This is a genomic window from Streptomyces sp. NBC_01275, from assembly GCF_026340655.1.
Lineage (GTDB): Bacteria > Actinomycetota > Actinomycetes > Streptomycetales > Streptomycetaceae > Streptomyces.
Map to the genome: position 1 here is coordinate 1,704,939 of NZ_JAPEOZ010000001.1, position 23,118 is coordinate 1,728,056.

22 protein-coding genes are annotated in these 23,118 nt (G+C 69.3%); 3 read left to right on the forward strand and 19 right to left on the reverse strand.

Going from position 1 to position 23,118, the window contains the following annotated elements:
* Positions 1-13 precede the first annotated feature (13 nt).
* On the forward strand, positions 14-1,699 hold the full coding sequence (gene atzF, locus OG562_RS07240) for an allophanate hydrolase (RefSeq protein ID WP_266394966.1): 1,686 nt from the start codon (positions 14-16) through the stop codon (positions 1,697-1,699).
* 96 nt (positions 1,700-1,795) lie between these two features.
* Here the strand turns inward: atzF and OG562_RS07245 are convergent, their stop codons facing one another.
* From OG562_RS07245 to OG562_RS07295, 11 genes are all read right to left on the reverse strand, one after another.
* Positions 1,796-4,657, reverse strand: coding sequence for an RNA helicase (locus tag OG562_RS07245; RefSeq protein WP_266394968.1), 2,862 nt, complete (start codon positions 4,655-4,657; stop codon positions 1,796-1,798).
* A 211-nt stretch (positions 4,658-4,868) separates the two neighbouring features.
* Positions 4,869-5,828: a twin-arginine translocase subunit TatC gene (gene tatC, locus OG562_RS07250; RefSeq protein ID WP_266394971.1), complete on the reverse strand. Its 960-nt coding sequence runs from the start codon at positions 5,826-5,828 to the stop codon at positions 4,869-4,871.
* Positions 5,829-5,875: 47 nt separating this feature from the next.
* Positions 5,876-6,163 carry a Sec-independent protein translocase subunit TatA gene (gene tatA, locus OG562_RS07255; protein WP_093774479.1) on the reverse strand — a complete coding sequence of 96 codons (288 nt, stop codon included), beginning with the start codon at positions 6,161-6,163 and terminating at the stop codon, positions 5,876-5,878.
* A 283-nt stretch (positions 6,164-6,446) separates the two neighbouring features.
* Positions 6,447-6,641: a hypothetical protein gene (locus tag OG562_RS07260; protein WP_266394977.1), complete on the reverse strand. Its 195-nt coding sequence runs from the start codon at positions 6,639-6,641 to the stop codon at positions 6,447-6,449.
* A 20-nt stretch (positions 6,642-6,661) separates the two neighbouring features.
* Positions 6,662-6,955, reverse strand: a complete 294-nt coding sequence (locus OG562_RS07265) for a hypothetical protein (RefSeq protein WP_266394979.1) — start codon at positions 6,953-6,955, stop codon at positions 6,662-6,664.
* On the reverse strand, positions 6,952-8,076 hold the full coding sequence (locus OG562_RS07270) for a YafY family protein (protein WP_266394983.1): 1,125 nt from the start codon (positions 8,074-8,076) through the stop codon (positions 6,952-6,954). The genes OG562_RS07265 and OG562_RS07270 overlap by 4 nt, the downstream gene beginning before the upstream one ends.
* Positions 8,077-8,094: 18 nt before the next feature.
* Positions 8,095-9,048 (reverse strand): YafY family protein, encoded by a 954-nt coding sequence (locus tag OG562_RS07275; protein ID WP_266394985.1) that lies wholly within the window; start codon positions 9,046-9,048, stop codon positions 8,095-8,097.
* Positions 9,049-9,179: 131 nt separating this feature from the next.
* On the reverse strand, positions 9,180-9,551 hold the full coding sequence (locus tag OG562_RS07280) for an FKBP-type peptidyl-prolyl cis-trans isomerase (RefSeq protein ID WP_020128331.1): 372 nt from the start codon (positions 9,549-9,551) through the stop codon (positions 9,180-9,182).
* Positions 9,552-9,612: 61 nt separating this feature from the next.
* Positions 9,613-10,629 (reverse strand): FKBP-type peptidyl-prolyl cis-trans isomerase, encoded by a 1,017-nt coding sequence (locus OG562_RS07285; RefSeq protein ID WP_266394989.1) that lies wholly within the window; start codon positions 10,627-10,629, stop codon positions 9,613-9,615.
* Between the two features lie 126 nt (positions 10,630-10,755).
* Positions 10,756-12,117 (reverse strand): Pup--protein ligase, encoded by a 1,362-nt coding sequence (gene pafA / locus OG562_RS07290; RefSeq protein ID WP_007499792.1) that lies wholly within the window; start codon positions 12,115-12,117, stop codon positions 10,756-10,758.
* Positions 12,118-12,126: 9 nt separating this feature from the next.
* Positions 12,127-13,386 carry an MFS transporter gene (locus OG562_RS07295; protein ID WP_266394993.1) on the reverse strand — a complete coding sequence of 420 codons (1,260 nt, stop codon included), beginning with the start codon at positions 13,384-13,386 and terminating at the stop codon, positions 12,127-12,129.
* 120 nt (positions 13,387-13,506) lie between these two features.
* Here OG562_RS07295 and OG562_RS07300 point away from each other — a divergent pair, with 120 nt between their 5' ends.
* Entirely contained in the window at positions 13,507-14,523 is a 1,017-nt protein-coding gene (locus OG562_RS07300) for a LacI family DNA-binding transcriptional regulator (RefSeq protein ID WP_266394995.1), read from the forward strand.
* A gap of 78 nt (positions 14,524-14,601) precedes the next feature.
* Here OG562_RS07300 and prcA read toward each other — a convergent pair whose 3' ends face one another.
* From prcA to arc, 6 genes are all read right to left on the reverse strand, one after another.
* A complete protein-coding gene (gene prcA, locus OG562_RS07305) occupies positions 14,602-15,339 on the reverse strand; it encodes a proteasome subunit alpha (protein WP_266394997.1) in 738 nt (245 codons plus the stop codon).
* An 81-nt stretch (positions 15,340-15,420) separates the two neighbouring features.
* Positions 15,421-16,266 carry a proteasome subunit beta gene (gene prcB, locus OG562_RS07310; protein WP_266394999.1) on the reverse strand — a complete coding sequence of 282 codons (846 nt, stop codon included), beginning with the start codon at positions 16,264-16,266 and terminating at the stop codon, positions 15,421-15,423.
* Complete coding sequence (locus OG562_RS07315; protein WP_266395001.1) at positions 16,218-16,730, reverse strand: endonuclease VII domain-containing protein; 513 nt, start codon at positions 16,728-16,730, stop codon at positions 16,218-16,220. The genes prcB and OG562_RS07315 overlap by 49 nt, the downstream gene beginning before the upstream one ends.
* Positions 16,731-16,843: 113 nt before the next feature.
* Positions 16,844-17,062: a ubiquitin-like protein Pup gene (locus OG562_RS07320; RefSeq protein WP_030955201.1), complete on the reverse strand. Its 219-nt coding sequence runs from the start codon at positions 17,060-17,062 to the stop codon at positions 16,844-16,846.
* Positions 17,063-17,251: 189 nt separating this feature from the next.
* Complete coding sequence (gene dop / locus OG562_RS07325) at positions 17,252-18,763, reverse strand: depupylase/deamidase Dop (RefSeq protein ID WP_353962836.1); 1,512 nt, start codon at positions 18,761-18,763, stop codon at positions 17,252-17,254.
* Between the two features lie 233 nt (positions 18,764-18,996).
* Positions 18,997-20,763, reverse strand: coding sequence for a proteasome ATPase (arc, locus tag OG562_RS07330; protein WP_266395012.1), 1,767 nt, complete (start codon positions 20,761-20,763; stop codon positions 18,997-18,999).
* Positions 20,764-21,006: 243 nt separating this feature from the next.
* Between arc and OG562_RS07335 the strand changes: the two genes are divergently transcribed.
* Positions 21,007-21,312 carry a ferredoxin gene (locus OG562_RS07335; protein WP_266395015.1) on the forward strand — a complete coding sequence of 102 codons (306 nt, stop codon included), beginning with the start codon at positions 21,007-21,009 and terminating at the stop codon, positions 21,310-21,312.
* A 58-nt stretch (positions 21,313-21,370) separates the two neighbouring features.
* Here the strand turns inward: OG562_RS07335 and OG562_RS07340 are convergent, their stop codons facing one another.
* Both OG562_RS07340 and OG562_RS07345 read right to left on the reverse strand, forming a co-directional pair.
* Positions 21,371-21,943: a hypothetical protein gene (locus OG562_RS07340; protein WP_266395017.1), complete on the reverse strand. Its 573-nt coding sequence runs from the start codon at positions 21,941-21,943 to the stop codon at positions 21,371-21,373.
* Between the two features lie 263 nt (positions 21,944-22,206).
* Positions 22,207-23,109, reverse strand: coding sequence for a tRNA (adenine-N1)-methyltransferase (locus OG562_RS07345; RefSeq protein WP_266395020.1), 903 nt, complete (start codon positions 23,107-23,109; stop codon positions 22,207-22,209).
* Between the last annotated feature and the right edge of the window lie 9 nt (positions 23,110-23,118).

Genomic DNA, 23,118 nt, shown 5'->3' on the forward strand with positions numbered 1-23,118 from the left:
GAGGAGCACGCACATGTCCCCCACCGAGTCCCGCACCGATTCCCGAACCGTCTCCCGCGTCCGCGCCGCCTACGCCCGCATCGAGGCCGTGGACCGCCCGGAGATCTGGATCGATCTGCGGCCACGACAGGACGTCGAGGCGGAGGCCCGCACCCTCGACGAGCGGCTGGCACGCGGCGAACGCCTCCCGCTCGCCGGCCGGCTGCTCGCCGTCAAGGGCAACATCGACGTGGCCGGCCTGCCCACCACCGCGGGCTGCCCGGCGTACGCCTACGAGCCCGCCGCCGACGCCCCGGCGGTCGCCCGGCTGCGCGCGGCCGGGGCGCTGGTCCTGGGCACCACGAACCTCGACCAGTTCGCGACGGGCCTGGTCGGCACCCGCTCCCCGCACGGCGCGGTCCGCGGCGCCCACGACCCGGCGCGCATCAGCGGCGGCTCCAGCTCCGGCTCCGCCGTCGCGGTGGCGCTCGGCATCGTCGATCTCGCCCTCGGCACGGACACCGCGGGCTCGGGCCGGGTCCCGGCCGCCTTCAACGGCATCGTCGGCCTCAAGCCCACCCGCGGCCTGGTCCCCACCGAGGGCGTCGTCCCGGCCTGCGCCTCACTCGACTGCGTGACGGTGTTCGCCCGCACCCTCCCCGACGCCGAGCAGGCGCTGGCGTTCATGGCATCGCCGGCCGCCCGCACCCTCCCGCCCCTCCCCGCCCGCGCCCCCGGCCCCTGGCGCATCGCGGTCCCGCCCCTCTCGCAGCTCGGCGAACTGGACAAGGGCTGGGCGCAGGCCTACGAGGCGGCCGTGGCCCACGTCGCGGCAGCCGGGGCCGAGATCCGCACCCTCGACCTCACCCCCTTCACCGAGGCCGCGGCGATGCTCTACGAAGGCGCGTTCGTCGCCGAGCGCTACACGGCCGTGGGCGCCTTCGTCGACAAGCTGCTCGCGGAGGGCGGCGCGGGTCTGGACCCCACCGTCGCCGGCATCATCACCCGAGCCCGCGACATCCCCGCCCACCGTCTCTACTCCGACACCGAGCGCCTGGCGACCCTGCGCGCCCGAGCCCTGGCCGAACTGGCCGACGCGGACGCCCTGTTGCTGCCCACCGCCCCCGGTCACCCCACCCTCGCCGAGGTCGCCGCAGACCCCCTGGGCGCCAACGCCCGCCTGGGCCGCTTCACCAACTCCACGAACCTCTTCGACCTGGCCTCGGTGGCCGCCCCGGCCGGCGAGGTGAACGGCCTCCCCTTCGGCGTCATGCTGATCGGCCCGGCCTTCACCGACGAACGCCTGGCAGGAATCGCGGCCCTGCTCCCACCGCAGACCTACCTCGCCGTGGTCGGCGCCCACCTCACCGGCCAGCCCCTGAACCCCCAACTCCTGTCCCTGGGGGCGGTAATGGACCGCACGACCACCACCTCCCCCTCCTACCGCCTCCACGCCCTGCACACGACGCTACCCAAGCCGGGCCTGGTGTACGTGGGCGAGAACAAGGGCGGCGCAAAGATCGAAACAGAAATCTGGCGCCTCCCGGCAGAGGGCTTGGGCCGCCTGCTGTCGTCCCTCCCCCACCCGATGACCCTGGGCAGCGTAGAACTGTCGGACGGAAGCAGGGTCCCGGGCTTCCTGTGCGAACCGAGCGCGTTGGAAGACGCCGAGGACATCACGCGACACGGCAGCTGGCGCTCATATCTGAAAGAACGCTAGGGCAGGTCACCGCAGAGGCGCGGGGCTGCATCGAGATGCGGCTCCGCCGCGTGGTCGCGACCAGCCACGGACGACCCGCACCCGCCAGACGCCCTGTCACCCCACAGACGAATAGGCGACAACCCCCCGCAGCAACTGGTCAACAGCCTTACGCGCGTTCCGCGCCACCGTCGAGCCCTCCGCAGAAGAAGGCGCGGCAGCCGCAACCTGCCCCAGCACGTCGATCACCTGCTTGCACCACCGCACAAAGTCGCCGGCCGGCATCTCCACCTCCCGCAGCACCTCGTCGAGCCCCTTCCCCGAGGCCCACATGTACGCGGCCCAGGCGAACCCGAGATCGGGCTCACGCTGCCCGACGCCCTCGGTCTGGCTGATCCGGAAGTCCTCCTCCAGCGCGTCCAGCCGCCCCCAGATCCGCACCATCTCGCCGAGCGCGGCCTTCGCCCCGCCCGCGGGCAGCTTCGGCGCCATCGCATCGTCGGCGGCCCGGGCCTCGTACACCAACGCGGAGACGCAGGCGGCGAGTTCGGCAGGGGCGAGCCCCTCCCAGATGCCGGCCCGCACGCATTCGCTGGCCAGCAGGTCGAGTTCGCCGTAGAGCCGGGCGAGCCGCTTGCCGTGCTCGGTGACCTCGTCGCCCCGCAGATAGTCGAGCTCGGTCAGCAACGCCACGATCCGGTCAAACGTGCGAGCGATCGTGTTGGTACGCCCCTCGATCCGCCGTTCCAGCTGCGAGGTGTCGCGCAGCAGCCGGTAGTAGCGCTCGGCCCAGCGGGCGTGGTCCTCGCGGTCGGTGCAGCCGTGGCAGGGGTGCGCGCGGATCTCGGTGCGCAGCCGGGCGATCTCGCGGTCGTCGGCGGCCTGCGAGCGCTGCTTGCGGGCGCGCTCCGGCGGGATGTGCCCGGCCTTGGTGCGCAGCGCGGAGGCGAGGTCGCGGCGGGACTGCGGCGAGCGCGGGTTGAACGTCTTCGGGATCCGCATCCGGTCCAGCGCCTCGACCGGGATCGGGAAGTCCATCGAGGCCAGCCGCTTGACCTGCCGCTCCGCGGTGAGGACTAGGGGGCGGGGCCCGTCGTGGTGGTCGAAGCCGCGGTGCCCGTTGGCCCGCCCGGCGGGCAGGCCGGGGTCGAGGACCAGCGCCAGTCCGGCGTACTTGCCGGTGGGCACATGGATGACGTCCCCCGGCTTCAGCTTCTCCAGCGCCACCGCCGCCTCGGCGCGCCGCTGGGAGACTCCCTGCTTGGCCAGCTCGGTCTCGCGGTCCTTGAGCTCGCGGCGCAGCCGCGCGTACTCCTCGAAGTCGCCGAGGTGGCAGGTCATGGACTCCTTGTAGCCGTCGAGTCCCTCCTCGTTGCGCTGCACCTGCCGGGAGATCCCGACGACCGACCGGTCGGCCTGGAACTGCGCGAACGACGTCTCGAGGAGCTCGCGCGAGCGGTGCCGCCCGAACTGCTCGACCAGATTGACCGCCATGTTGTACGACGGCTTGAAGCTGGAGCGCAGCGGGTACGTGCGCGTGCCCGCCAGTCCCGCGAGGTGCTCGGGGCTCATGGCGCGCTGCCACAGCACGACGGCGTGGCCCTCCACGTCGATGCCGCGGCGGCCGGCCCGCCCGGTCAGCTGGGTGTACTCGCCGGGGGTGATGTCGGCGTGCTGCTCGCCGTTCCACTTGACGAGCTTCTCCAGGACCACCGAGCGGGCGGGCATGTTGATGCCGAGGGCGAGGGTCTCGGTCGCGAAGACGGCCTTGACCAGGCCGCGCACGAACAGTTCCTCGACGACCTCCTTGAAGGTCGGCAGCATGCCGGCGTGGTGGGCGGCGATGCCTCGCTCCAGGCCCTCCAGCCACTCGTAGTAGCCCAGGACGTGCAGGTCCTCGTGGGGGATGGCGGCGGTGCGCTCCTCGACGAGGGCGCGGACCTCCGCCCGTGCGTCCTCGTCGTTGAGCCGCAGGCCGGCGTGCAGGCACTGCTGGACGGCGGCCTCGCAGGCGGCGCGGCTGAAGATGAACGTGATCGCGGGCAGCAGGCCCTCGGCGTCGAGCCGCTCGATGACCTCCGGCCGCCCGGGCGTCCACACCCGTGAGCGCTGCCTTCGCTCGCGCTCGCGGTCGGCCTCGCGCAGGTTGGTGCGGCCGCGTCTGCGGTCCTGGTACGACGGCCGGCTGGCCTCCATGCGGGCCAGGCGGGCGAGGTCGGGGTTGACGGCCCTGCGGTGGCCCTCGCCCTCCTCGAACAGGTCGTACATCCGCCGGCCGGCGAGCACGTGCTGGAACAGCGGCACGGGCCGGTGTTCGGAGACGATCACCTCGGTGTCGCCGCGGACGGTGTCGAGCCAGTCGCCGAACTCCTCGGCGTTGGACACGGTCGCCGAGAGGGAGACGAGGGTGACCGACTCGGGGAGGTGGATGATCACCTCTTCCCACACCGCGCCCCGGAAGCGGTCGGAGAGGTAATGCACCTCGTCCATCACCACGTACCCGAGGCCGAGGAGGGTCTGCGAACCGGCGTACAGCATGTTCCGCAGGACCTCGGTGGTCATCACGACCACCGGGGCGTCGGAGTTGACGCTGTTGTCGCCGGTGAGCAGGCCGACCTTGTCGCTGCCGTAGCGTCGGCACAGGTCGGAGTACTTCTGGTTGGACAGCGCCTTGATGGGTGTCGTGTAGAAGCACTTCTTGCCCTGCTGGAGGGCGAGGTGGACGGCGAACTCGCCCACGATCGTCTTGCCCGAGCCGGTGGGGGCGGCCACCAGGACGCCCTTGCCCGCCTCGAGTGCCTGGCAGGCCTCGATCTGGAAGGGGTCGAGGCCGAAGTCGTACATCTCGCGGAAAGGCGCGAGCGCGGTGGCCTGCTCGACAGCACGCTTACGGGCTGCCGCGTACCGCTCGGCCGGTGAGAGGTCCTCTGTCATCGTGCTTTCCACCGTACCGGGCCGCACTGACAACAGGACGATCATTATCCGGATCTCGTCTTGCGAAACCTCGGCCCACCCAGCTCACGGGCGCACGCGGCGGCCGGCCCGCAAACGCGGAAGCGGCCGGCGGCGCCGTTCGGGCGCCCCGGCCGCGGCCTGCGGTGAGGTCTGATCAACCAGATCAGCCAGATCAGTCAGTTCAGCCAGACCAGCCGGTTCGGGGTCACATCAGGTCAGGTCAGATCGGCGCACGTCACGTCACGTCGTCGTAGCCGTTGACCCGGTCCGCGGTCGCCTGTTCCGGCAGCGCGGCAGGAGTGGTCACAGTCTCGACGTCGCCGATGTCCTCGGGGGTGAGGTCGAGGTCGGAGGCCTCGTCGTCGGCCGGTCCGGCGGCGTCACGCCGGCGCCTGCGCCGGTCGTTCAGCAGGGAGAAGGCCACCGCGCCGAAGTACAGGATCCAGATCGGGCCGGCGAGCGCCAGCATCGAGATGGGGTCGGTGCTGGGGGTGGCGACGGCGGCGAACACCGTGATGCCGATGATCATGCCTCGCCACCAGCCGAGCATGCGCTTGCCCGTGATCATCCCGGTGAGGTTGAGGAAGATCAGCAGCAGCGGCAGCTCGAAGGAGAGGCCGAAGACGACCACCATGCGCGTGACGAGCTGCAGCAGATCGTCCAGCGGCAACAGGTTGTTGACCCCGCCGGGGGTGAAGTCGATCAGCACCTTGGCGGTGGTCGGCAGCACCCGGTAGGCGAAGTAGCCGCCGCCGAGGAACAGCGGGACGCCCGTGCCGACGAAGCCGTAGGCGTACCTGCGCTCGTGCTTGTGCAGCCCCGGCGCGATGAAGGCCCACAGCTGGTAGAGCCAGACCGGCGAGGCGAACACGACACCGGCCATCAGGGAGACCTGCAGGGCCAGTGTGAAGGGTGCGAGCAGACCGTTGATCGTGATGCTCGCGCACTTGTTGGTGGCGTCCGCCGACTTCAGCTGGCTCGCGATCTGCTCAAAAGTCTTCCCGCAGCCGACCGAGTCGAGGATCGGCTTGGTGAGGAAGTTGATGATGTCGTTGTAGAAGAAGGCGGCGACCACCGTCACGACGACGATGGCCAGCATCGCCTTCGTGAGCCGGTTGCGGAGCTCACGAAGGTGCTCCGCGAGGGGCATCCGCCCCTCGGGATCCTTCTCCTGCTTGCGGGCAGACTTCAGCAACCCACGTTCCCATCTCGTGCAGCGGGCCGGAGGTCACCGGCCCTGCGTCAGCGCTTGGTCGTGTCCGTCGGCTCGGTGACCGGGCGGGAGCTGGTCACGTCGCCGGGGGCGGCCTGGATGGTGCGCTGCGCCGGGGGCTGCTCGTCGTTGTTGGGCGGGCCGGCCGGGGTGGCCGTGCTGCTGCCCTCTTCCTTCATCGCCTTCGCCTCGCTCTTGAGAATGCGAGCGGACTTGCCGAGCGAGCGCGCCATGTCGGGAAGCTTCTTGGCGCCGAACAGCAGGATGACGACGACGAGGATGAGAATGATCTCGGGGGCGCCGAGCCTTCCGAACATAAGTCTTTACCTTCTCACCGAGGCTGCGGGGGTGGGTTGCCGTCCGACCGATCGGACGCTTGTCCGAACGATCGTGTTGACAGCGATCGTAACGCTCGGGGGTGAACGTGAGGCAATCCCCGTGCGTACTCCCGGTCCGCGGTCCGGGCCTCGTTCTCCGAGCCGCGATCAGCAGCGTACCTGCCCGTCCCGCCGGGGCGGGAGGGCGAAGTGGCACATAACGCATTCAGGGAAGGACTCACAGGACGGCCACAGCGACCCGCAAGGGTCACGACAGCAGCCGTCACAAGGTGTCCACAGCACGGGCCGCGCTCACGGCCGCCCGCTCCAGATCCTGGGCCGCCCGGTCGATGCGGCGCGCGGACTCCGTGACCTGCCGTCCCAGGCGCTGCGCCTCCACGAAGACCCGCGCCACGAACACGGCGAGAACGACGAGACCCACAAAACCCACGGCTACCGCGCACATCGGCCAGAACATGGGGCCGAGCCTAGACCGTCCTACGGCGTGTGCAGCCGCAGGGTCCTGACCCCGCCGCCGGTGAGCAGCTCCACGATCCGCTCGCCGGCCGGCTTGCGCACGGCCGCGCCGCAGTCGGGGCAGGTGAAGGAGTAGAAGGTGGTGCGGCTGGTGGCACCGATGGCCAGGCGCAGCGCGCTCGCGGCGAGCTCGAAGGCCCCACGGCAGTCCGGGCAGCCGGCTCTGAACGTCACCGGGGCCACGCTGCGCATGCCCGCGAACGCGGTGGCCACCGAGACGTCCCGCACACCCGTCGTCGTCACCGACTCGTTCAAAGCCCCTGCTCCCGCCCGTCGCCCTGTACGTCGTCCTGCCCGTCACGCCGCACGCCGTCCTGCCCGGGCGCCCGCCGGCCGGGCGCCCCGCCGGAAGCCGCGCGTCCGGCGGTCGGCCCCACAGCCTCCGCCTGGGCCTCGATCCCGTCGTACGCCGCCAGCGCCTCGCGGGCGGCCCGGCGGGCGCTGTCGGCGAGGTCCGGCGGCGAGACGATCCGGCCGTCGCGGCCCAGCCGCAGGGCCAGGCGCCGCAGCGAGGCCGGTTCGGGCGTGCGCAGAGTGATACGCAGTCCGCCGTCGGGAAGTTCATCGGCGCTGTCGTGCGGGTAGTACTCGGCGACCCAGCGGCCGCCGGGGCCGACCTCGACGACGACCTCCGGGTCCTCGGCGGCCGGCTGCACCAGCGCCTCCGACAGATCCCGCAGCTCGATCTCGGGCGGCGCGGACGGCTCGTCGAGGATGCGGATCTCGGCGACCCGGTCCAGCCGGAAGGTGCGCCGGGCCTCGGAGCGGCGGCACCAGGCCTCCACATACGTGTGCCCGACGCTGACCAGCCGGATGGGGTCGATCTCGCGCTCGGTGACCTCGTCGCGGGCGGGCGAGTAGTAGCGGATCCACAGCCGGCGGCGCTCGGAGATCGCCCGGTCGACGTCCGCGAAGACACCGCCCTCGGACTCGAAGGTCACCGACAGCCGCGCACTGGCCCCGGCCGCCTCGCCCGCCGCGGCCTCCACCTTGGCCGTCGCCCGCAGCAGCGCCTGCCGGTCGCCCTCGCGCAGACCCGGCAGCGTGGACACCGCGCGGGCCGCCACCAGCAGCGCCGTCGCCTCGTCGGCGGCCAGCCGCAGCGGCTCCGCGGCCTCCGCGCCCAGCGCGGCCGGGTTGTGCCACCAGATGCGCTCGCCGTCGGTGTCGATGTCGAGGAGGTCGCCGCCGCGGAAGCTGGTGCCGCACATGGGCAGCACATCGAGGTCCGAGACCAGCTCGTCCTCGGTGATGCCGAAGGCGCGCGCCACGTCCTCGATCCGCGCCCCGGGACGCTCCCTGAGATACGTCACCAGGGAGAGCATCCGCCGGGTCTGGTCGATGGCGTTCGTCGGCCTGACCGGTTTGCCTGCCACTGTGTTGCTCGCTCCCCCTCAGCCCTTGGCCACGGCGCGCAGCCGGTCCAGCACGTCGGCCCGCAGCTCGGCGGGGTCCAGGACCACCACGTCCGGCCCGAACTCCACCAGCCAGGCGTCCAGCCCGTGCCCGTACGGAATCTCCAACTCGTCCCAGCCGTCGCCGAGTTCCCGCTCCGCCGTCGCCTTCGCCCGCAAGGGGTAACCGGCGCCCTTGCGCAGCCGGATCAGCGCGCTGCGGTCGGCGGTCTCCCCCGCCCAGCTCGCCACGGTCTCGCGCACGGTCACCACGTCGGGGACGTCCGCGGCGAAGCGGGCGCCGCGGGAGCGGACCTTGCCGGTGATCCGCGACAGCCGGAACACGCGCTCGGCGCCCCGGTCGCGGTCGAACCCGGCCAGATACCAGTGCCCGCGCCAGCACTCCAGCGCCCACGGCTCGACATGCCGGGGCTCGGGGCGGGCCGCGGTGGCCTTGCGGTAGTCGAAGACGACGGGGCGGCGGTCGCGGCAGGCCAGCATCAGCGGCTCGAACGCCGCCTCGTGCACCGGGATACGGGGCTCGAGGGCGCCGTGCGCCTCGTACGGGTCGACGTCCTCCGGGAGACCCGCGGCGCGCAGCTTCTGCAGGGCGCCGCTGGCGGCGCCGGCCAGCCGGGCCTGCTGCCACACCTTGGCCGCCAGGCCCAGGGCGGCGGCCTCCTCGGCGTCCAGCGTGATGGGCGGCAGCCGGTTGCTGTCCCGGCGGGCCAGATACCCGACCTCGCCGTCGAGGTTCTCCACGGTCTCGATCACCAGACCGAGCTCGCGCAGATCGTCCTTGTCCCGCTCGAACATCCTGTTGAAGGAGTCGTCGGAGCCCGCCTCGAGGTAGGCCTCAATGGACTCGCGCAGCTCTCGCTTGCTCAATGGCCTGCGCGTCCCGAGCAGGCACAGCGCGAGGTTCATCAGCCGCTCGGCCTTGGCAATGGCCATCGACGCCCTTCGCCTCCCCTTTTGGTGCTTACGATCGACGACCGTACCGCTCAGCAGGGCCCCGACAAAAGCCGAGGGCCCATGCCCGGACAGGCATGGACCCCAGGCGGTCGAGACCGATCGTCGGACGATCAGACCCCGAGCAGGTCCACCACGAAGATCAGCGTCTCGCCGGGCTTGATCGCCGGGGTCGGGCTCTGGTTGCCGTAGGCGAGGTGGGCCGGGATGGTCAGCTGGCGACGGCCGCCGACCTTCATGCCCTGCACGCCCTGGTCCCAGCCCTTGATGACCCGGCCACCGCCGAGCGGGAAGCGGAACGGCGTACCACGGTTCCAGCTGGCGTCGAACTCCTCGCCGGTGCTGAAGGCGACACCCACGTAGTGCACGGAGACGTTGTGACCCGCCTGGGCCACCTCCCCGTCGCCCTCCCAGATGTCCTTGATCTCGAGGTCCGCCGGGGGCTCGCCGCCCGGGAAGTCGATCTCGGGCTTGTCGATGCTCACGTCACTCGCTCCTGCTTGTTCTCGAAAAGGCAACACACACAGTCTTACACCCCTCGGGGCGTCACATCTTCGCGAGGATGTCCACGGTGAACACCATCGTGGAGTCCTTCTCGATGCCGCTGCCGCTCGGCGGGCTGTCGCCGTACCCCAGCGACGGAGGAATCACGATGACCACCCGGCTGCCGACCTTCTTCCCCGTCAGCCCCTGCGCCCACCCCTTGACGACCTGCGACAACGAGAACGACGTCAGCGCGCTACGGCTGTACGTCGAGTCGAACTCCTTGCCGGTGTCCCAGACCACGCCCTCGTACTGCACCAGCAGACTGCTGTCCGCCGCGACCTCGTCGCCGTCGCCCTCGATGACGTAGTTCGCCACGAGCTTGCTCGGCGGGTCGACCTTGGGGATCTCGATCTTGGGCGCCTTGCCGTCGGTGTTCGTGCTCACCTTCGGCAGCTTCGCGTCCGACTGCGCCACGTCCGTGCCCTCGGCCGAGCTCTTGGCGTCGAACGTCGCCTGCACATCGACCACGAACACCAGCGTGTCGGTGCCCTTGATACCCGCCTGCGAGTTCCCCTCCTTGCCGTAACCCCAGGTCGGCGGCACCGAGAACTCCACCCGGCTGTCGGTCTTCTTACCCGTCAGCGCATACCGCCAGCCGTCGATGATGCTGCCCTCGGCAAGCTGGATGACCAGCGGCGTCTTACGGTCGTAGGAGTTGTCGAAGACCTTCGCCGTGTCCCAGATCTGACCCAGGTAGTTCGCCTGGATGTAGTCGCCCTCCGCCACGACCTTCCCACCGCCCGCGATCACCGTCTTCACCGCCAGCTGCGACGACGGATCCCCGCTGCCCTTGGCGACCGTCGGCTTCTCGTCGAACTTCACACCCGCGGTGATGGCCGGCAACGGACCGTCGACGATCTTCGGCGGAGGCGCCGCCGACGTCGCCGAGGCTGACGGCGAGGCCGCAGACGACGCACTGTCGCTCGCCTTGCTCGAGTCGGACTTCTCGTCCCCGCACCCGGAGAGCGTGACCAGTCCTACGGGTACGGCGGCAAGGATGAGTGAGCGTCGGCGCACGGTGAAGGCCTCGTAATCGGTCGATCTTGTGATGGCGTGCGCGCAACTCTACGGCGTGAGAAGGGCGCCGTACGGAAAACGTACGGCGCCCGTGTTGCGTTCCACTCCTGGTGCGCAACGCGCTGCTCACATACCGGCGATCAGCTTCTCCACCCGATCGTCCACCGAACGGAACGGGTCCTTGCACAACACGGTGCGCTGCGCCTGGTCGTTCAGCTTCAGATGCACCCAGTCGACCGTGAAGTCCCGGCGCTGCTCCTGAGCCCGCCGAATGAAGTCGCCGCGCAACCGCGCCCGAGTGGTCTGCGGCGGAACCGACTTGCCCTCGAAGATCTTCAAGTCGTTGCAGATCCGGGCGGCTTGTCCCTTCCGCTCCAACAGGTAGTACAAACCACGACGACGGTGAATGTCGTGATAAGCGAGGTCTATCTGCGCCACACGCGGATGCGACATGGTCATGTTGTGCTTGGCCCGGTACCGCTCGATGAGCTGATACTTCATCACCCAGTCGATCTCGGTCCCGATCCGGTCGAGGTCCTCCGCCTCGATCGCGTCCAGCGTGCGGCCCCACAGCTCCAGGACCTGCTCGACGGTGCCCGTGCGAATCCCACGACGCTCGCAGAAGTCCACGGCCTTCTCGTAGTACTCGCGCTGCACCTCCAGCGCGGACGCCTCCCGACCGCTGGCCAGCCGCACCTTGCGCCGGCCCGTGATGTCATGGCTGACCTCGCGGATCGCCCGGATCGGGTTCTCCAGGGTCAGATCACGCATCACCGTGCCCGCCTCGATCATGCGCAGCACCAGGTCCGTCGCGCCGACCTTCAGCAGCATCGTCGTCTCGGACATGTTCGAGTCGCCCACGATGACGTGCAGCCGACGGTAACGCTCCGCGTCCGCGTGCGGCTCGTCACGCGTGTTGATGATGGGCCGCGAGCGGGTCGTCGCCGAGGAGACGCCCTCCCAGATGTGCTCGGCCCGCTGGCTGACGCAGTAGACCGCCCCACGGGGCGTCTGCAGCACCTTGCCCGCGCCGCACAGCAGCTGCCGGGTCACCAGGAACGGGATCAGGATGTCCGCGAGCCGGGAGAACTCCCCGTGCCGGGCCACCAGGTAGTTCTCGTGGCAACCATAAGAGTTGCCCGCCGAGTCGGTGTTGTTCTTGAAGAGGTAGACGTCGCCCGCGATTCCTTCCTCGTGCAGGCGTCGTTCCGCGTCCACCAGGAGTCCCTCGAGAATGCGCTCGCCGGCCTTGTCGTGGGTGACCAGTTCGGTCACATTGTCACATTCCGGTGTCGCGTATTCCGGATGCGATCCCACGTCGAGATAGAGGCGGGCGCCGTTCCGCAGAAAGACATTGCTGCTTCGGCCCCATGACACGACACGGCGGAAGAGGTACCGCGCCACCTCGTCGGGAGACAGGCGCCGCTGTCCCCTGAACGTACATGTGACGCCGTACTCGTTCTCCAGCCCGAAAATGCGGCGGTCCATGAGTGAACATTACGCCCGATCCCCTGAACTGAAACGGGGTTCGGCAGCACGGTTTGGATCATTTTCCGATGAAGCCGCAACCACCCCACTCCCAGCGGGAACTGCAAGTACCCGCCCCGTGGCCAGCAAAACCAAGAGCGCCACGGCCCCCGCCGCACCCGGCACCGCGAACCCCCACAGCGCCCCGCCCGCCTCGACGACCGGCCCCGCCACACCCGTCCCGACCGACGCCCCCACCGTGAACGTCGTCACCAGCCACGAGAACGCCTCCGTCACCGTCCCCCGCGGCGCATGCCGGTCCACCAGCACGAACGCACAGGCCAGCACCGGCGCCAGGAACACCCCCGCCAGCGCCGCAAGCCCCACCATCGCCACCGCGCCCGGCATCGCCGTCAACGGCAGATAACACACCGCCAAAAACGCCACCAGGACCCGCAGTCGCCGCTCCGGAGCACCCGCCCACCGCCGCGCCCCGTACACCACACCGCCCAGCAGCGCCCCCAGCCCCAGCGCGGCCATGAGCCAGCCGTACACCGCGTCACCGCCGTGCTCGTCCGCGTACGGCACGGAGGCCACCGTGATCGACCCCATCGCGATGCCGACGAACAGGAACGAGCCCAGCATCGCGAGCAGCCCCGGCGAACGCAGCGCGCCCAGCCAGTGCGCCTCGCGCGGATCCGACCGCCACGCGCGCGAAGGGGCCGACACCACCACGGACAGCGCCCCCAGCACCCCCACGGCGTTCAGCACCAGCAGCGCAGCCCGCGCCGACCACAGCGACGTGCACAGGGTCACCAGCAGCGGGCCGACCGTGAACATCACCTCCTGCGCGACGGCGTCCATGGCGTACGCCGTGTGGACCTGGTCCTCGCGGCGCAGCACCGACGGCCACAGGGCCCGCAGACCGCCCTCCAGCGGCGGGGTGAACAGTCCGGCGGCCGCCACCGCGGCGTACGCCAGCGCAAGCGGATCCGTGCCCGCGAAGGCGAACACCGCCATGGCGAGCGCCGAGGCCAGCGCGGCGGGCAGCTGGACCCGCGGCTGCCCGCGCAGATCGACCAGCCGCCCCAGCAGGGGCTGCCCGACGGCGTTGGCGATGCCGTACACCGCCGCCAGCACCCCCGCGAGGCTGTACGTGCCGCCCTCGGCCCGCACGAACAGCACGATGGCGATCGCGGCCGTCGCGTTCGGCAGCCGGCCGACCAGGGTGCCCGTCAGCAGCCGGGCGGCATGCCTCGCCCTGAGGATCTCCAGGTATCCCGCGGCCAATGTCCCGCCTCCGTCGGCTCGCCCGAGGCGATGAGCCACCCCGAAGTTTTACGTATAACGTCTCTTGTCATACGTACCATGTGCGCTGTTCACCAGTCCAGACGAAGGAGCAGACCCACGGTGGCACGAGCCAGCACGCGCCCGACGAGCCGTGACGTCGCCCAGGCCGCAGGAGTCTCCCAGGCCGCCGTCTCCCTGGTCCTGGGAGACAAATGGCGCGGCCGCGTCTCCGAGACCACCGCCCAACGCGTCCGCCAGGCCGCCCACGACCTCGGCTACCGACCCAACCTCGCCGCCCGCAACCTCCGCCTCGGCCACACCCGCACCGTCCTGCTGGTGGTCCCCGCCCTCACCACGGAATTCTTCGCCGGGGTGTACACGGGCGCCGCACGAGTAGCGGCCGAACACGGCTTCGGCGTCGTCCTCTACCCCTCCCCCGAAGGCGTCGGCCCCGCCCGCGACCCCTTCGCCTCCGCCCAGGCCGCCCTCGACGGCGTCCTCGCCTCCTCCATGGCCGCCGACGCCCTCACCGCCATCCGCGGCGACCAACTCCCCCTCGTCATGCTCGACAGCGACCCCTCCGGAAGCCTCGGCGCGGCCACCGTCAACCTCGACATCGCCGACGGCGTACGCCAGATCGCCGACCACCTCCTCGACCTCGGCCACCGCCGCTTCCTGCACCTCGCCGCAGACGTGCCCTCCTGGACCTTCGACGTACGCGCCCGTGAACTCGCCGCACGCATCGCCGCCACGCCCGGGACAACCCTGCGCACGGCACCCGCCCCGATCTCCATCGACGGCGCCCTGGCCGCCGCCTCAGCCGCGCTCAGCACCCCGGGCCCCCACCCCACCGCCCTCGTCTGCGACGACGACAAACTCGCCGCCGGCGCCTACAAAGCCCTACGCCGACTCGGCCTGCGCGTCCCCGACGACGTCTCCGTCACCGGCCTCGACGACCTCGCCCTCGCCACCGCCCTCGACCCCGAGCTCACCACCGTACGACTCGACGCCGAGCTCTTCGGCGAACGCGGCATGCAGGCCCTCCTGGCCGTCCTGGAAGGCCGCACACCGGACGACGGGGACATCCCCGTCCAACTCGTCGTACGAGGCTCCACAGCGCCACCGAACGCCTCCTGAGACACCCTGTGCCCCGGCCGAGACACCGACCGGGGCACAAACAGGGATCACAGCGACTACGAACGAAGACCGACGGCCCTACTCCTCGTCAGAGCTCTCCGCCTCCGTGGACGCACCGTCGACCTCCAGCAACCGACCCAGCTGACGACCCACGATCCGCTTGAACTTCCGCTGCTGCGGCCGCGTACGATCCAGCACCGCCACCTCCAGCCGCTCCGCCGGAATCTCCCGCTGCGTGCCGTTGGTGTCACGGGACAGCGCCTGCACCGCCAGCTTCAGCGCCTCCGCAAGACTCATACCGTCCTGATGACGCTGATCCAGATAACTGCCGATCTGCTCCGCATTACCGCCCACCGCCACCGAACCGTGCTCGTCCACGATCGACCCGTCATGCGGCAACCGATAGATCTGATCCCCGTCCGGCGTCTCACCGACCTCGGCCACGACCAGCTCCACCTCATACGGCTTCTCACCCGCCGAGGAGAAGATCGTGCCCAGCGTCTGCGCATAGACGTTGGCCAGACCACGCGCGGTCACATCGTCCCGGTCATAGGTGTAACCACGCAGATCGGCGTACCGGACACCACCGATCCGCAGATTCTCGTACTCGTTGTACTTACCGGCGGCCGCGAAGCCGATCCGGTCGTAGATCTCGCTGAACTTGTGCAGCGCACGGGACGGGTTCTCGCCGACGAACACAATGCCGTCGGCATACTGCAGCACGACCAGGCTGCGGCCACGAGCGATGCCCTTACGCGCGTACTCCGCGCGATCCGCCATCGCCTGCTGGGGTGAGACATAGAACGGCGTCGACACCGGTTATCCGTCCCTTTCTGTCAAAGTCACTGGATCACCTGGATCACCTGGATCACCTGGGCAAACACAACAGACGACCGACTACAGCAGCGCGGCGCGCGGACCGTCCGGCTGCTCCAGACGACGCTCCAGGATCGACCGCGCGATCTCGGAGGACTCCCCGTCCGTCAGCCGACGGAAACCGTCGTCGGTGATCACAGTGACGATCGGATAGATCCGGCGCGCGACATCGGGACCACCGGTCGCCGAATCGTCGTCCGCCGCGTCATACAGAGCCTGCACCACGAGCGTCGTGGCCTCGGACTCACTCAGATCACCACGGAACAGCTTCTTCATCGCACCCCGCGCGAACACCGAGCCCGAACCCGTCGCCGCGTAGTGATGCTCCTCGGAACGACCGCCCGTGACGTCGTAGGAGAAGATCCGCCCCTTGCCCCGGTCCACGTCGAACCCCGCGAACAACGGCACCACCGCCAGACCCTGCATCGCCATGCCCAGATTCGAACGGATCATCGTCGACAACCGGTTCGCCTTGCCCTCCAGCGAGAGCTGCGCCCCCTCGACCTTCTCGAAGTGCTCCAGCTCCAGCTGGAACAGCTTCACCATCTCCACGGCCAGACCGGCGGTGCCGGCGATGCCGACGGCCGAGTACTCGTCCGCCGGGAAGACCTTCTCGATGTCCCGCTGCGCGATGACGTTGCCCATGGTGGCCCGCCGGTCACCCGCGAGCACGACCCCGCCCGGGAACGTCACGGCCACGATCGTCGTGCCGTGCGGCGCCTCGATCACACCCTGCATCGGGGGCAGCTGCCGGTTGCCGGGCAGCATCTCCGGCTGGTGATCGGAGAGAAAGTCCATGAAGGAGGACGACCCAGGCGTCAGGAAGGCAGCTGGTAGACGCCCGGTGCTACGAGTGTTGGCTTCCACGCGTTTCCTTCCAGGTAATCGGCCGCTCGGTACGCAGCTGCGGGGTCATCCCTCAACAGGCCGAGGCCGGAATTGCAGTTGAAGCACAGTACGCCACGGACCCTACCCGTCTCATGACAGTGATCAACCTGCGTGGCCGGTGCCGCCAGACAGATACAGCAGACACCCATCTGTGAAGCGATCAGCTCACCACGGTCGGCTTCGGTGATGCCGTACTTCCGACGAAGATGACCAGCTGGTTCACTAGCCGCCTTGCATGCCTTGCAACGGCTTGCAAGGCCATCAGGCACGCTGTTCTTACGATGCCAATCGCCATGGGGCTTCACCTCACCGCAGCCCCGGCAGTGTTTGTGCCCGGGCGGGACGTGCACCTTCTCACGCGCCGACCGCCCCTTTGCCTCCTGGCGCTGCCGGTAGCACTCCGCCGAGCACTCCCGGCAGTACGCCTGGAGACCATCACGCATGGACTTGTTACTTGCGAAGGCCGCCCGCGGCTTGGATTGCTTGCACCGCGAGCAACACTTCACCCCGCCTCCGATTAGCGCCACAAGATCCCCCGAGGCCTTCAATTCGAAGGCTACTCGCCGCCCTTCTGAACGAAACTTCGAACGAAGTCCTCCGCGTTCTCTTCGAGTACATCGTCAATTTCGTCAAGAACCGAGTCCACGTCGTCGCTCAGCTTCTCCTGTCGCTCCTTGAGGTCCTCGGAGGCCTGCGTCTCCGCCGCCTGCTCTTCGACCTCCTCCGTGGAGCGCGTCGCCTTCTGCTGGCCGCCGCCGGTGTCCTTGGTCGCCATAACCCTCACCCCGCTCAGTTCGCCCGACATGGTCGACAGGTCGGCTTTCCTGCCGATCGGTGATGATCAGACCCTACAAGCCGGGTCTGACATCGGCCCCGTAGTTGCCACAACGTACGGGGGCCACCTCGATGATTCCCGGACGGCGGGGTTTCCACCCTGTCCGGCCGGTTGGGTCCGGGGGTCCGTTCAGCCGCCGGAGAGGACCCTGACCAGGTCTTCTGCCGTGCGGCAGCGGTCCAGGAGCTCCTTGACGTGATTTCGCGTTCCGCGAAGCGGTTCCAGGGTTGGGACGCGCTGGAGCGAGTCGCGGCCCGGCAGATCGAAGATCACCGAGTCCCAGGAGGCCGCGGCGACGTCGTCGGCGTACTGCTCGAGGCAGCGGCCGCGGAAGTACGCGCGGGTGTCCTCAGGGGGCTGGCTCTTGGCCCGCTCGACGTCCGTCTCGTCCAGGAGTCGCTTCATGCGGCCGCGGGCCACGAGACGGTTGTAGAGGCCCTTCTCGGCCCGTACGTCGGCGTACTGGAGGTCGACGAGGTGGAGGCGGGCGGCGTCCCAGTCGAGGCCGTCGCGGCGCCGGTAGCCCTCCATGAGTTCGCGCTTGGCGACCCAGTCCAGTTCGCCGGCGAGGCTCATGGGGTCGTTCTCCAGGCGGTTCAGGGTGTCCTCCCAGCGGGCGAGGACGTCCTTGGTCTGGTCGTCGGCGTCGGCGCCGTACCGCTCCTCGACGTACTTGCGCGACAGTTCGAAGTACTCCATCTGCAGCTGGACCGCGGTGAGTGTGCGGCCGCTGCGGAGGGTGACCAGGCGCTTGAGGGTCGGGTCGTGGGAGACCTGGTGGAGGGTGCGGACGGGCTGGTCCACGGCCAGGTCGACGGCGATGAAGCCGTCCTCGATCATGGACAGGACCAGGGCCGTCGTGCCCAGCTTGAGATAGGTGGAGATCTCGGAGAGGTTCGCGTCGCCGATGATCACGTGCAGGCGGCGGTACTTCTCGGCGTCCGCGTGCGGCTCGTCGCGGGTGTTGATGATCGGGCGCTTCAGCGTCGTCTCCAGGCCGACCTCGACCTCGAAGTAGTCGGCGCGCTGGCTGAGCTGGAAGCCGTGTTCGTGGCCGTCCTGGCCGATGCCGACGCGGCCCGCTCCGGCGAAGACCTGGCGGGAGACGAAGAAGGGCGTGAGGTGGCGCACGATGTCGGAGAAGGCGGTTTCCCGCTTCATCAGGTAGTTCTCGTGGGTGCCGTAGGAGGCGCCCTTGTTGTCGGTGTTGTTCTTGTAAAGGTGGATGGGCTGTGCGCCGGGCAGCTGGGCGGCCCGTTCCGCCGCCTCGGCCATGATCCGCTCGCCGGCCTTGTCCCAGAGGACGGCGTCGCGGGGGTTGGTGACCTCGGGGGCGCTGTATTCGGGGTGTGCGTGGTCGACGTAGAGGCGGGCGCCGTTGGTGAGGATGACGTTGGCGAGGCCGATGTCCTCGTCGGTGAGCTGGCTGGAGTCGGCGACCTCGCGGGCGAGGTCGAAGCCTCGCGCGTCGCGCAGCGGGTTCTCCTCCTCGAAGTCCCAGCGGGCCCGCCGGGCCCGGTGCATCGCCGCCGCGTAGGCGTTGACGATCTGGGACGAGGTGAGCATGGCATTGGCGTTGGGGTGGCCGGGGACGGAGATGCCGTACTCCGTCTCGATGCCCATTACTCGCCGTACGGTCATGCGGCCCTCCTTGCCCGGCGGCACCCTCGGTCGTGGGCGCCGCTCAGATACCGGTGGTGCTCCGGTGCGTGTGCGGTGCCCGTCCCCGCACTGCGCGACCCGGCGGTACGGAAGAGCCTAGAACGCCTCTGCGCTGGTGGGGAGATCATTTGCGTCATTGCCTTGCTCCAGCCGTGGCCTGAAAAGCAGTCGGCTGCGGGTGCCCGTGGTGGGCACCCGCAGCCGCCCTGTTCTTACAGGTACTGTCCGGTGTTCGCCACCGTGTCGATGGAGCGTCCGGTGTCGGCGCCCTGCTTTCCGGTGATGAGGGTACGGATATAGACGATCCGTTCGCCCTTCTTTCCGGAGATTCGGGCCCAGTCGTCGGGGTTGGTGGTGTTGGGAAGGTCCTCGTTCTCCTTGAACTCGTCCACGCATGCCTGGAGGAGGTGGGAGACGCGGAGGCCCTTCTGGTTCTTTTCGAGGAAGTCCTTGATCGCCATTTTCTTGGCGCGGCCCACGATGTTCTCGATCATGGCGCCGGAGTTGAAGTCCTTGAAGTAGAGGACTTCCTTGTCGCCGTTGGCGTAGGTGACTTCCAGGAAGCGGTTTTCCTCGGATTCGGCGTACATGTGTTCCACTGCCGTCTGGATCATGCTCTGGACGGTCGTGGTCTTGTCGCCGCCGTGCTCGCCCACGTCCTCGGCGTGCAGCGGGAGCCGTTCGGTGAGGTACTTCTGGAAGATGTCCTTGGCCGCTTCGGCGTCCGGGCGCTCGATCTTGATCTTCACGTCGAGGCGGCCGGGGCGCAGGATGGCGGGGTCGATCATGTCCTCGCGGTTGGAGGCGCCGATGACGACCACGTTCTGCAGGCCTTCGACGCCGTCGATCTCGGCGAGGAGCTGCGGGACGATGGTGTTCTCCACGTCCGAGCTGACGCCCGAGCCGCGGGTGCGGAAGAGGGATTCCATCTCGTCGAAGAAGACGATGACGGGGGTGCCCTCGCTGGCCTTCTCCCGGGCGCGCTGGAAGACGAGGCGGATCTGTCGCTCGGTCTCGCCGACGTACTTGTTGAGGAGCTCGGGGCCCTTGATGTTGAGGAAGAAGCTCTTGCCGGTGGCCTGGCCGGTGACCTCGGCGACCTTCTTGGCCAGCGAGTTGGCGACGGCCTTGGCGATGAGCGTCTTGCCGCATCCGGGGGGCCCGTAGAGCAGGACGCCCTTGGGCGGGCGCAGCTCGTGCTCCTTGAAGAGGTCGGGGTAGAGGTAGGGGAGCTCGACCGCGTCGCGGATGGCCTCGATCTGTCCGCCGAGGCCGCCGATCTGCTCGTAGCCGATGTCGGGGACCTCTTCGAGGACGAGTTCCTCGACCTCGCTCTTGGGGACGACCTCGTAGACGTAGCCGGAGCGGGGCTCGAGCAGGAGGGCGTCGCCAGGGCGGATGACGACGTCGAGGAGTGGTTCGGCGAGCCGTACCACTTTTTCTTCGTCGGTGTGTCCCTGGACCAGGGCGCGCTCGCCGTCCTCGAGGATCTCCTTGAGGGTGACGATCTCGCCTACGCGTTCGAAGGCCATGGCCTCGACCACGTTGAGCGCTTCGTTGAGCATCAGTTCCTGGCCGCGTCGGAGCTCGTCGAGCTCGACGCTGGGGCTGACGTTCACGCGGAGTTTGCGGCCTCCGGTGAAGATGTCGGCTGTGCCGTCCTCGTTCGCCGCGAGGAAGACTCCGAAGCCGGCCGGGGGCTGTGCGAGCCGGTCGACTTCCTCCTTGAGGGCCACGATCTGGTCGCGGGCCTCACGGAGCGTGTTGGCGAGTCGCTCGTTCTGGGCGGACACGCCGGCCAGGTTGGTCTGCAGCTCGACGATCCGCTCTTCGAGAATCCTCGTGTGTCGCGGAGAGTCGGCGAGCTTACGTCGCAGGACGGCGATCTCCTGCTCAAGGTAGGCAATCTGCCCGGCCGGGTCGTCGGACCCTCGTCCCGGGCGGATGCCGCGGTTCATGTCGTCGTCGTGGGCTGCCACGGTCCTCACCTCCTCCAAGGGGAGCTGGACGCTTCCAGACCCTACCTGGGTGGGTGTCGATTGAAACCCCTAGATCACAAAGACTGTCGGGGTGTGTCCGATCTTCACCCTTGCGCTCTCCCTCACGCCAGGGGAATACCCACCGAACATGATTGGAAAGCGGCCGAGGGTAGGGTCGAAGTGTTCAACACCCGTCAGAGCCTGCATCGTTCCCATGGGGCTCGACCGTAAACGGCAGGAGATGTGAGCGTGCAGCAGGAGGCCGGTGTCGGCGGCGAGGCTCTGGAGGTCTGGATCGACCAGGATCTCTGTACCGGCGACGGTATCTGCGCTCAGTACGCGCCTGAGGTGTTCGAGCTGGACATCGATGGTTTGGCGTATGTCAAGAGCGCGGAGGACGAGCTGTTGCAGGACAAGGGGGCGACGGTGCCGGTGCCGTTGCCGCTGTTGACGGACGTGGTGGACTCGGCGCGGGAGTGTCCGGGCGACTGTATTCATGTGCGGCGGGTTTCGGACAGGGTCGAGGTGTTCGGGCCGGACGCCGAGTGAGCGGGCGTGTGCGCCGGGTGACGGTTGTCTGATTTCTCACAGCCTGAAGTGGCGTGATTCAGACGCTGTGGGCGCCGGCGGGTGTGGAGCGGATGAACCTGTCGTCCTTCCACTGCCATTTCGCGCTGTCCTTGATGTCGGGGCAGCAACTGGGCACGTTCGGCGTCGAGTAGCCGAGCAGGGTGGCGAGGACGGCGCCGTCGGTGATGGCGAGGCCGGTGACGTTGGTGCGGTCCTTGGGGTCGACGAGGGTGGCGACCACGCGCGCGTGGACGGCTCCGTCGCTGCGGGCGAGGACGTAGAGGCCGTCGGGCGGGGTGCCCATGGGGGCGTCGCAGTGGACCGCGGCGACGGTCTCGGGCCTGCCGTCGCCGTCCAGGTCTCCGGTGGCCTTCTTCATGACGAGGGTCTTCACGGGGCCGCAGTCGAGGGGGAAGTCGACGCCGGTGGTGGAGGGGGCGGCGACGGTGGCGGGTTTGGCGCCTTGGCCGGTGGCCTGGGCCGCGGTCGCCGGTTTGGGCTGCACGACCGAGGAGAAGGCCACGACGCCGGCCACCGCTGCGGCGGTGGCGACCCAGTGGATGGGCCGGGTGTGCGTGTGCGCGAGTTCCGGGACGGCGGATTGCTGCACTAGGAGCGTCTCCTGGGGTGGCTGTGCCGGTGGGGGTGGGGGATTGGCCAGCATCGTGCCACACGTCACAGGGTGGGGGAACGGCGGGGTGCGGGATCTCGGACGCCTGGTTCGCAGGGCGGCGGGCGGCTGCGCGCACCTGGCTCCGCGTGGGGGTACGGGGGTGTGGCGGGCCTCAACATGAAGGCGCCGTGGCCGAGTTCCGGGGTGTCCCGGGAACTCGGCCACGGCGTGGTGTCGTTGAGCGCTGTGCGGGGGTCGTGTCAGCGGCCGGCGCCTGCGTCGGCGTTGGGGCCGCTGTAGTCCTCGCCGTAGGCGCCCTTGGCGGGGCGGCGGCGGCGCATGGGTGGCTCGACGCCGTCGGCGAGGCGGCGGGCGGTGAGGAGGAAGCCGGTGTGGCCGATCATGCGGTGGTCCGGGCGGACGGCCAGGCCCTCGATGTGCCAGTTGCGGATCATCGATTCCCAGGCGCTCGGCTCGTTGAAGCAGCCGATCTCGCGGATGGACTCGACGGTCCGGGCGAGCTGGGTGGTGGTCGCCACGTAGCAGCAGACGATGCCGCCGGGGACGAGGGCCTTGGAGACGGCCTCGAGGCATTCCCAGGGGGCGAGCATGTCGAGGATGACGCGGTCCACGTCGGTGTCGGAGAGGTTGTCCTGGAGGTCGCCGACGGTGAGCTGCCAGGCGGGGTGGGGGCCGCCGAAGTAGCGCTCCACGTTCTGCTGGGCGATCTCGGCGAAGTCCTCGCGGCGCTCGTAGGAGTGCAGCATGCCCTGGTCGCCGATGGCGCGCAGCAGGAAGCTGCTGAGCGAGCCGGAGCCGACGCCGGCTTCGACTACGCGTGCGCCGGGAAAGATGTCGGCGAAGGCGAGGATCTGCCCCGCGTCCTTGGGGTAGACGACGGCTGCCCCGCGGGGCATGGACAGGACGTAGTCGGGGAGCAGGGGGCGCAGCGCGAGGTAGGCGACGTTCCCGGTGGTGCGGACAACGCTGCCCTCGGGTGCGCCGATCAGTTCGTCGTGCGGGAAGGAACCCTTGTGGGTGTGAAAATTCTTCCCGGCTTCGAGCGTGAACGTGTAGTGGCGGCCCTTGGGGTCGGTCAGCTGAACCTGGTCCCCGACCTTGAAGGGCCCGCGCCTGCGGGCGGCACCGGTCGGTTCGGACATGTGAACAGC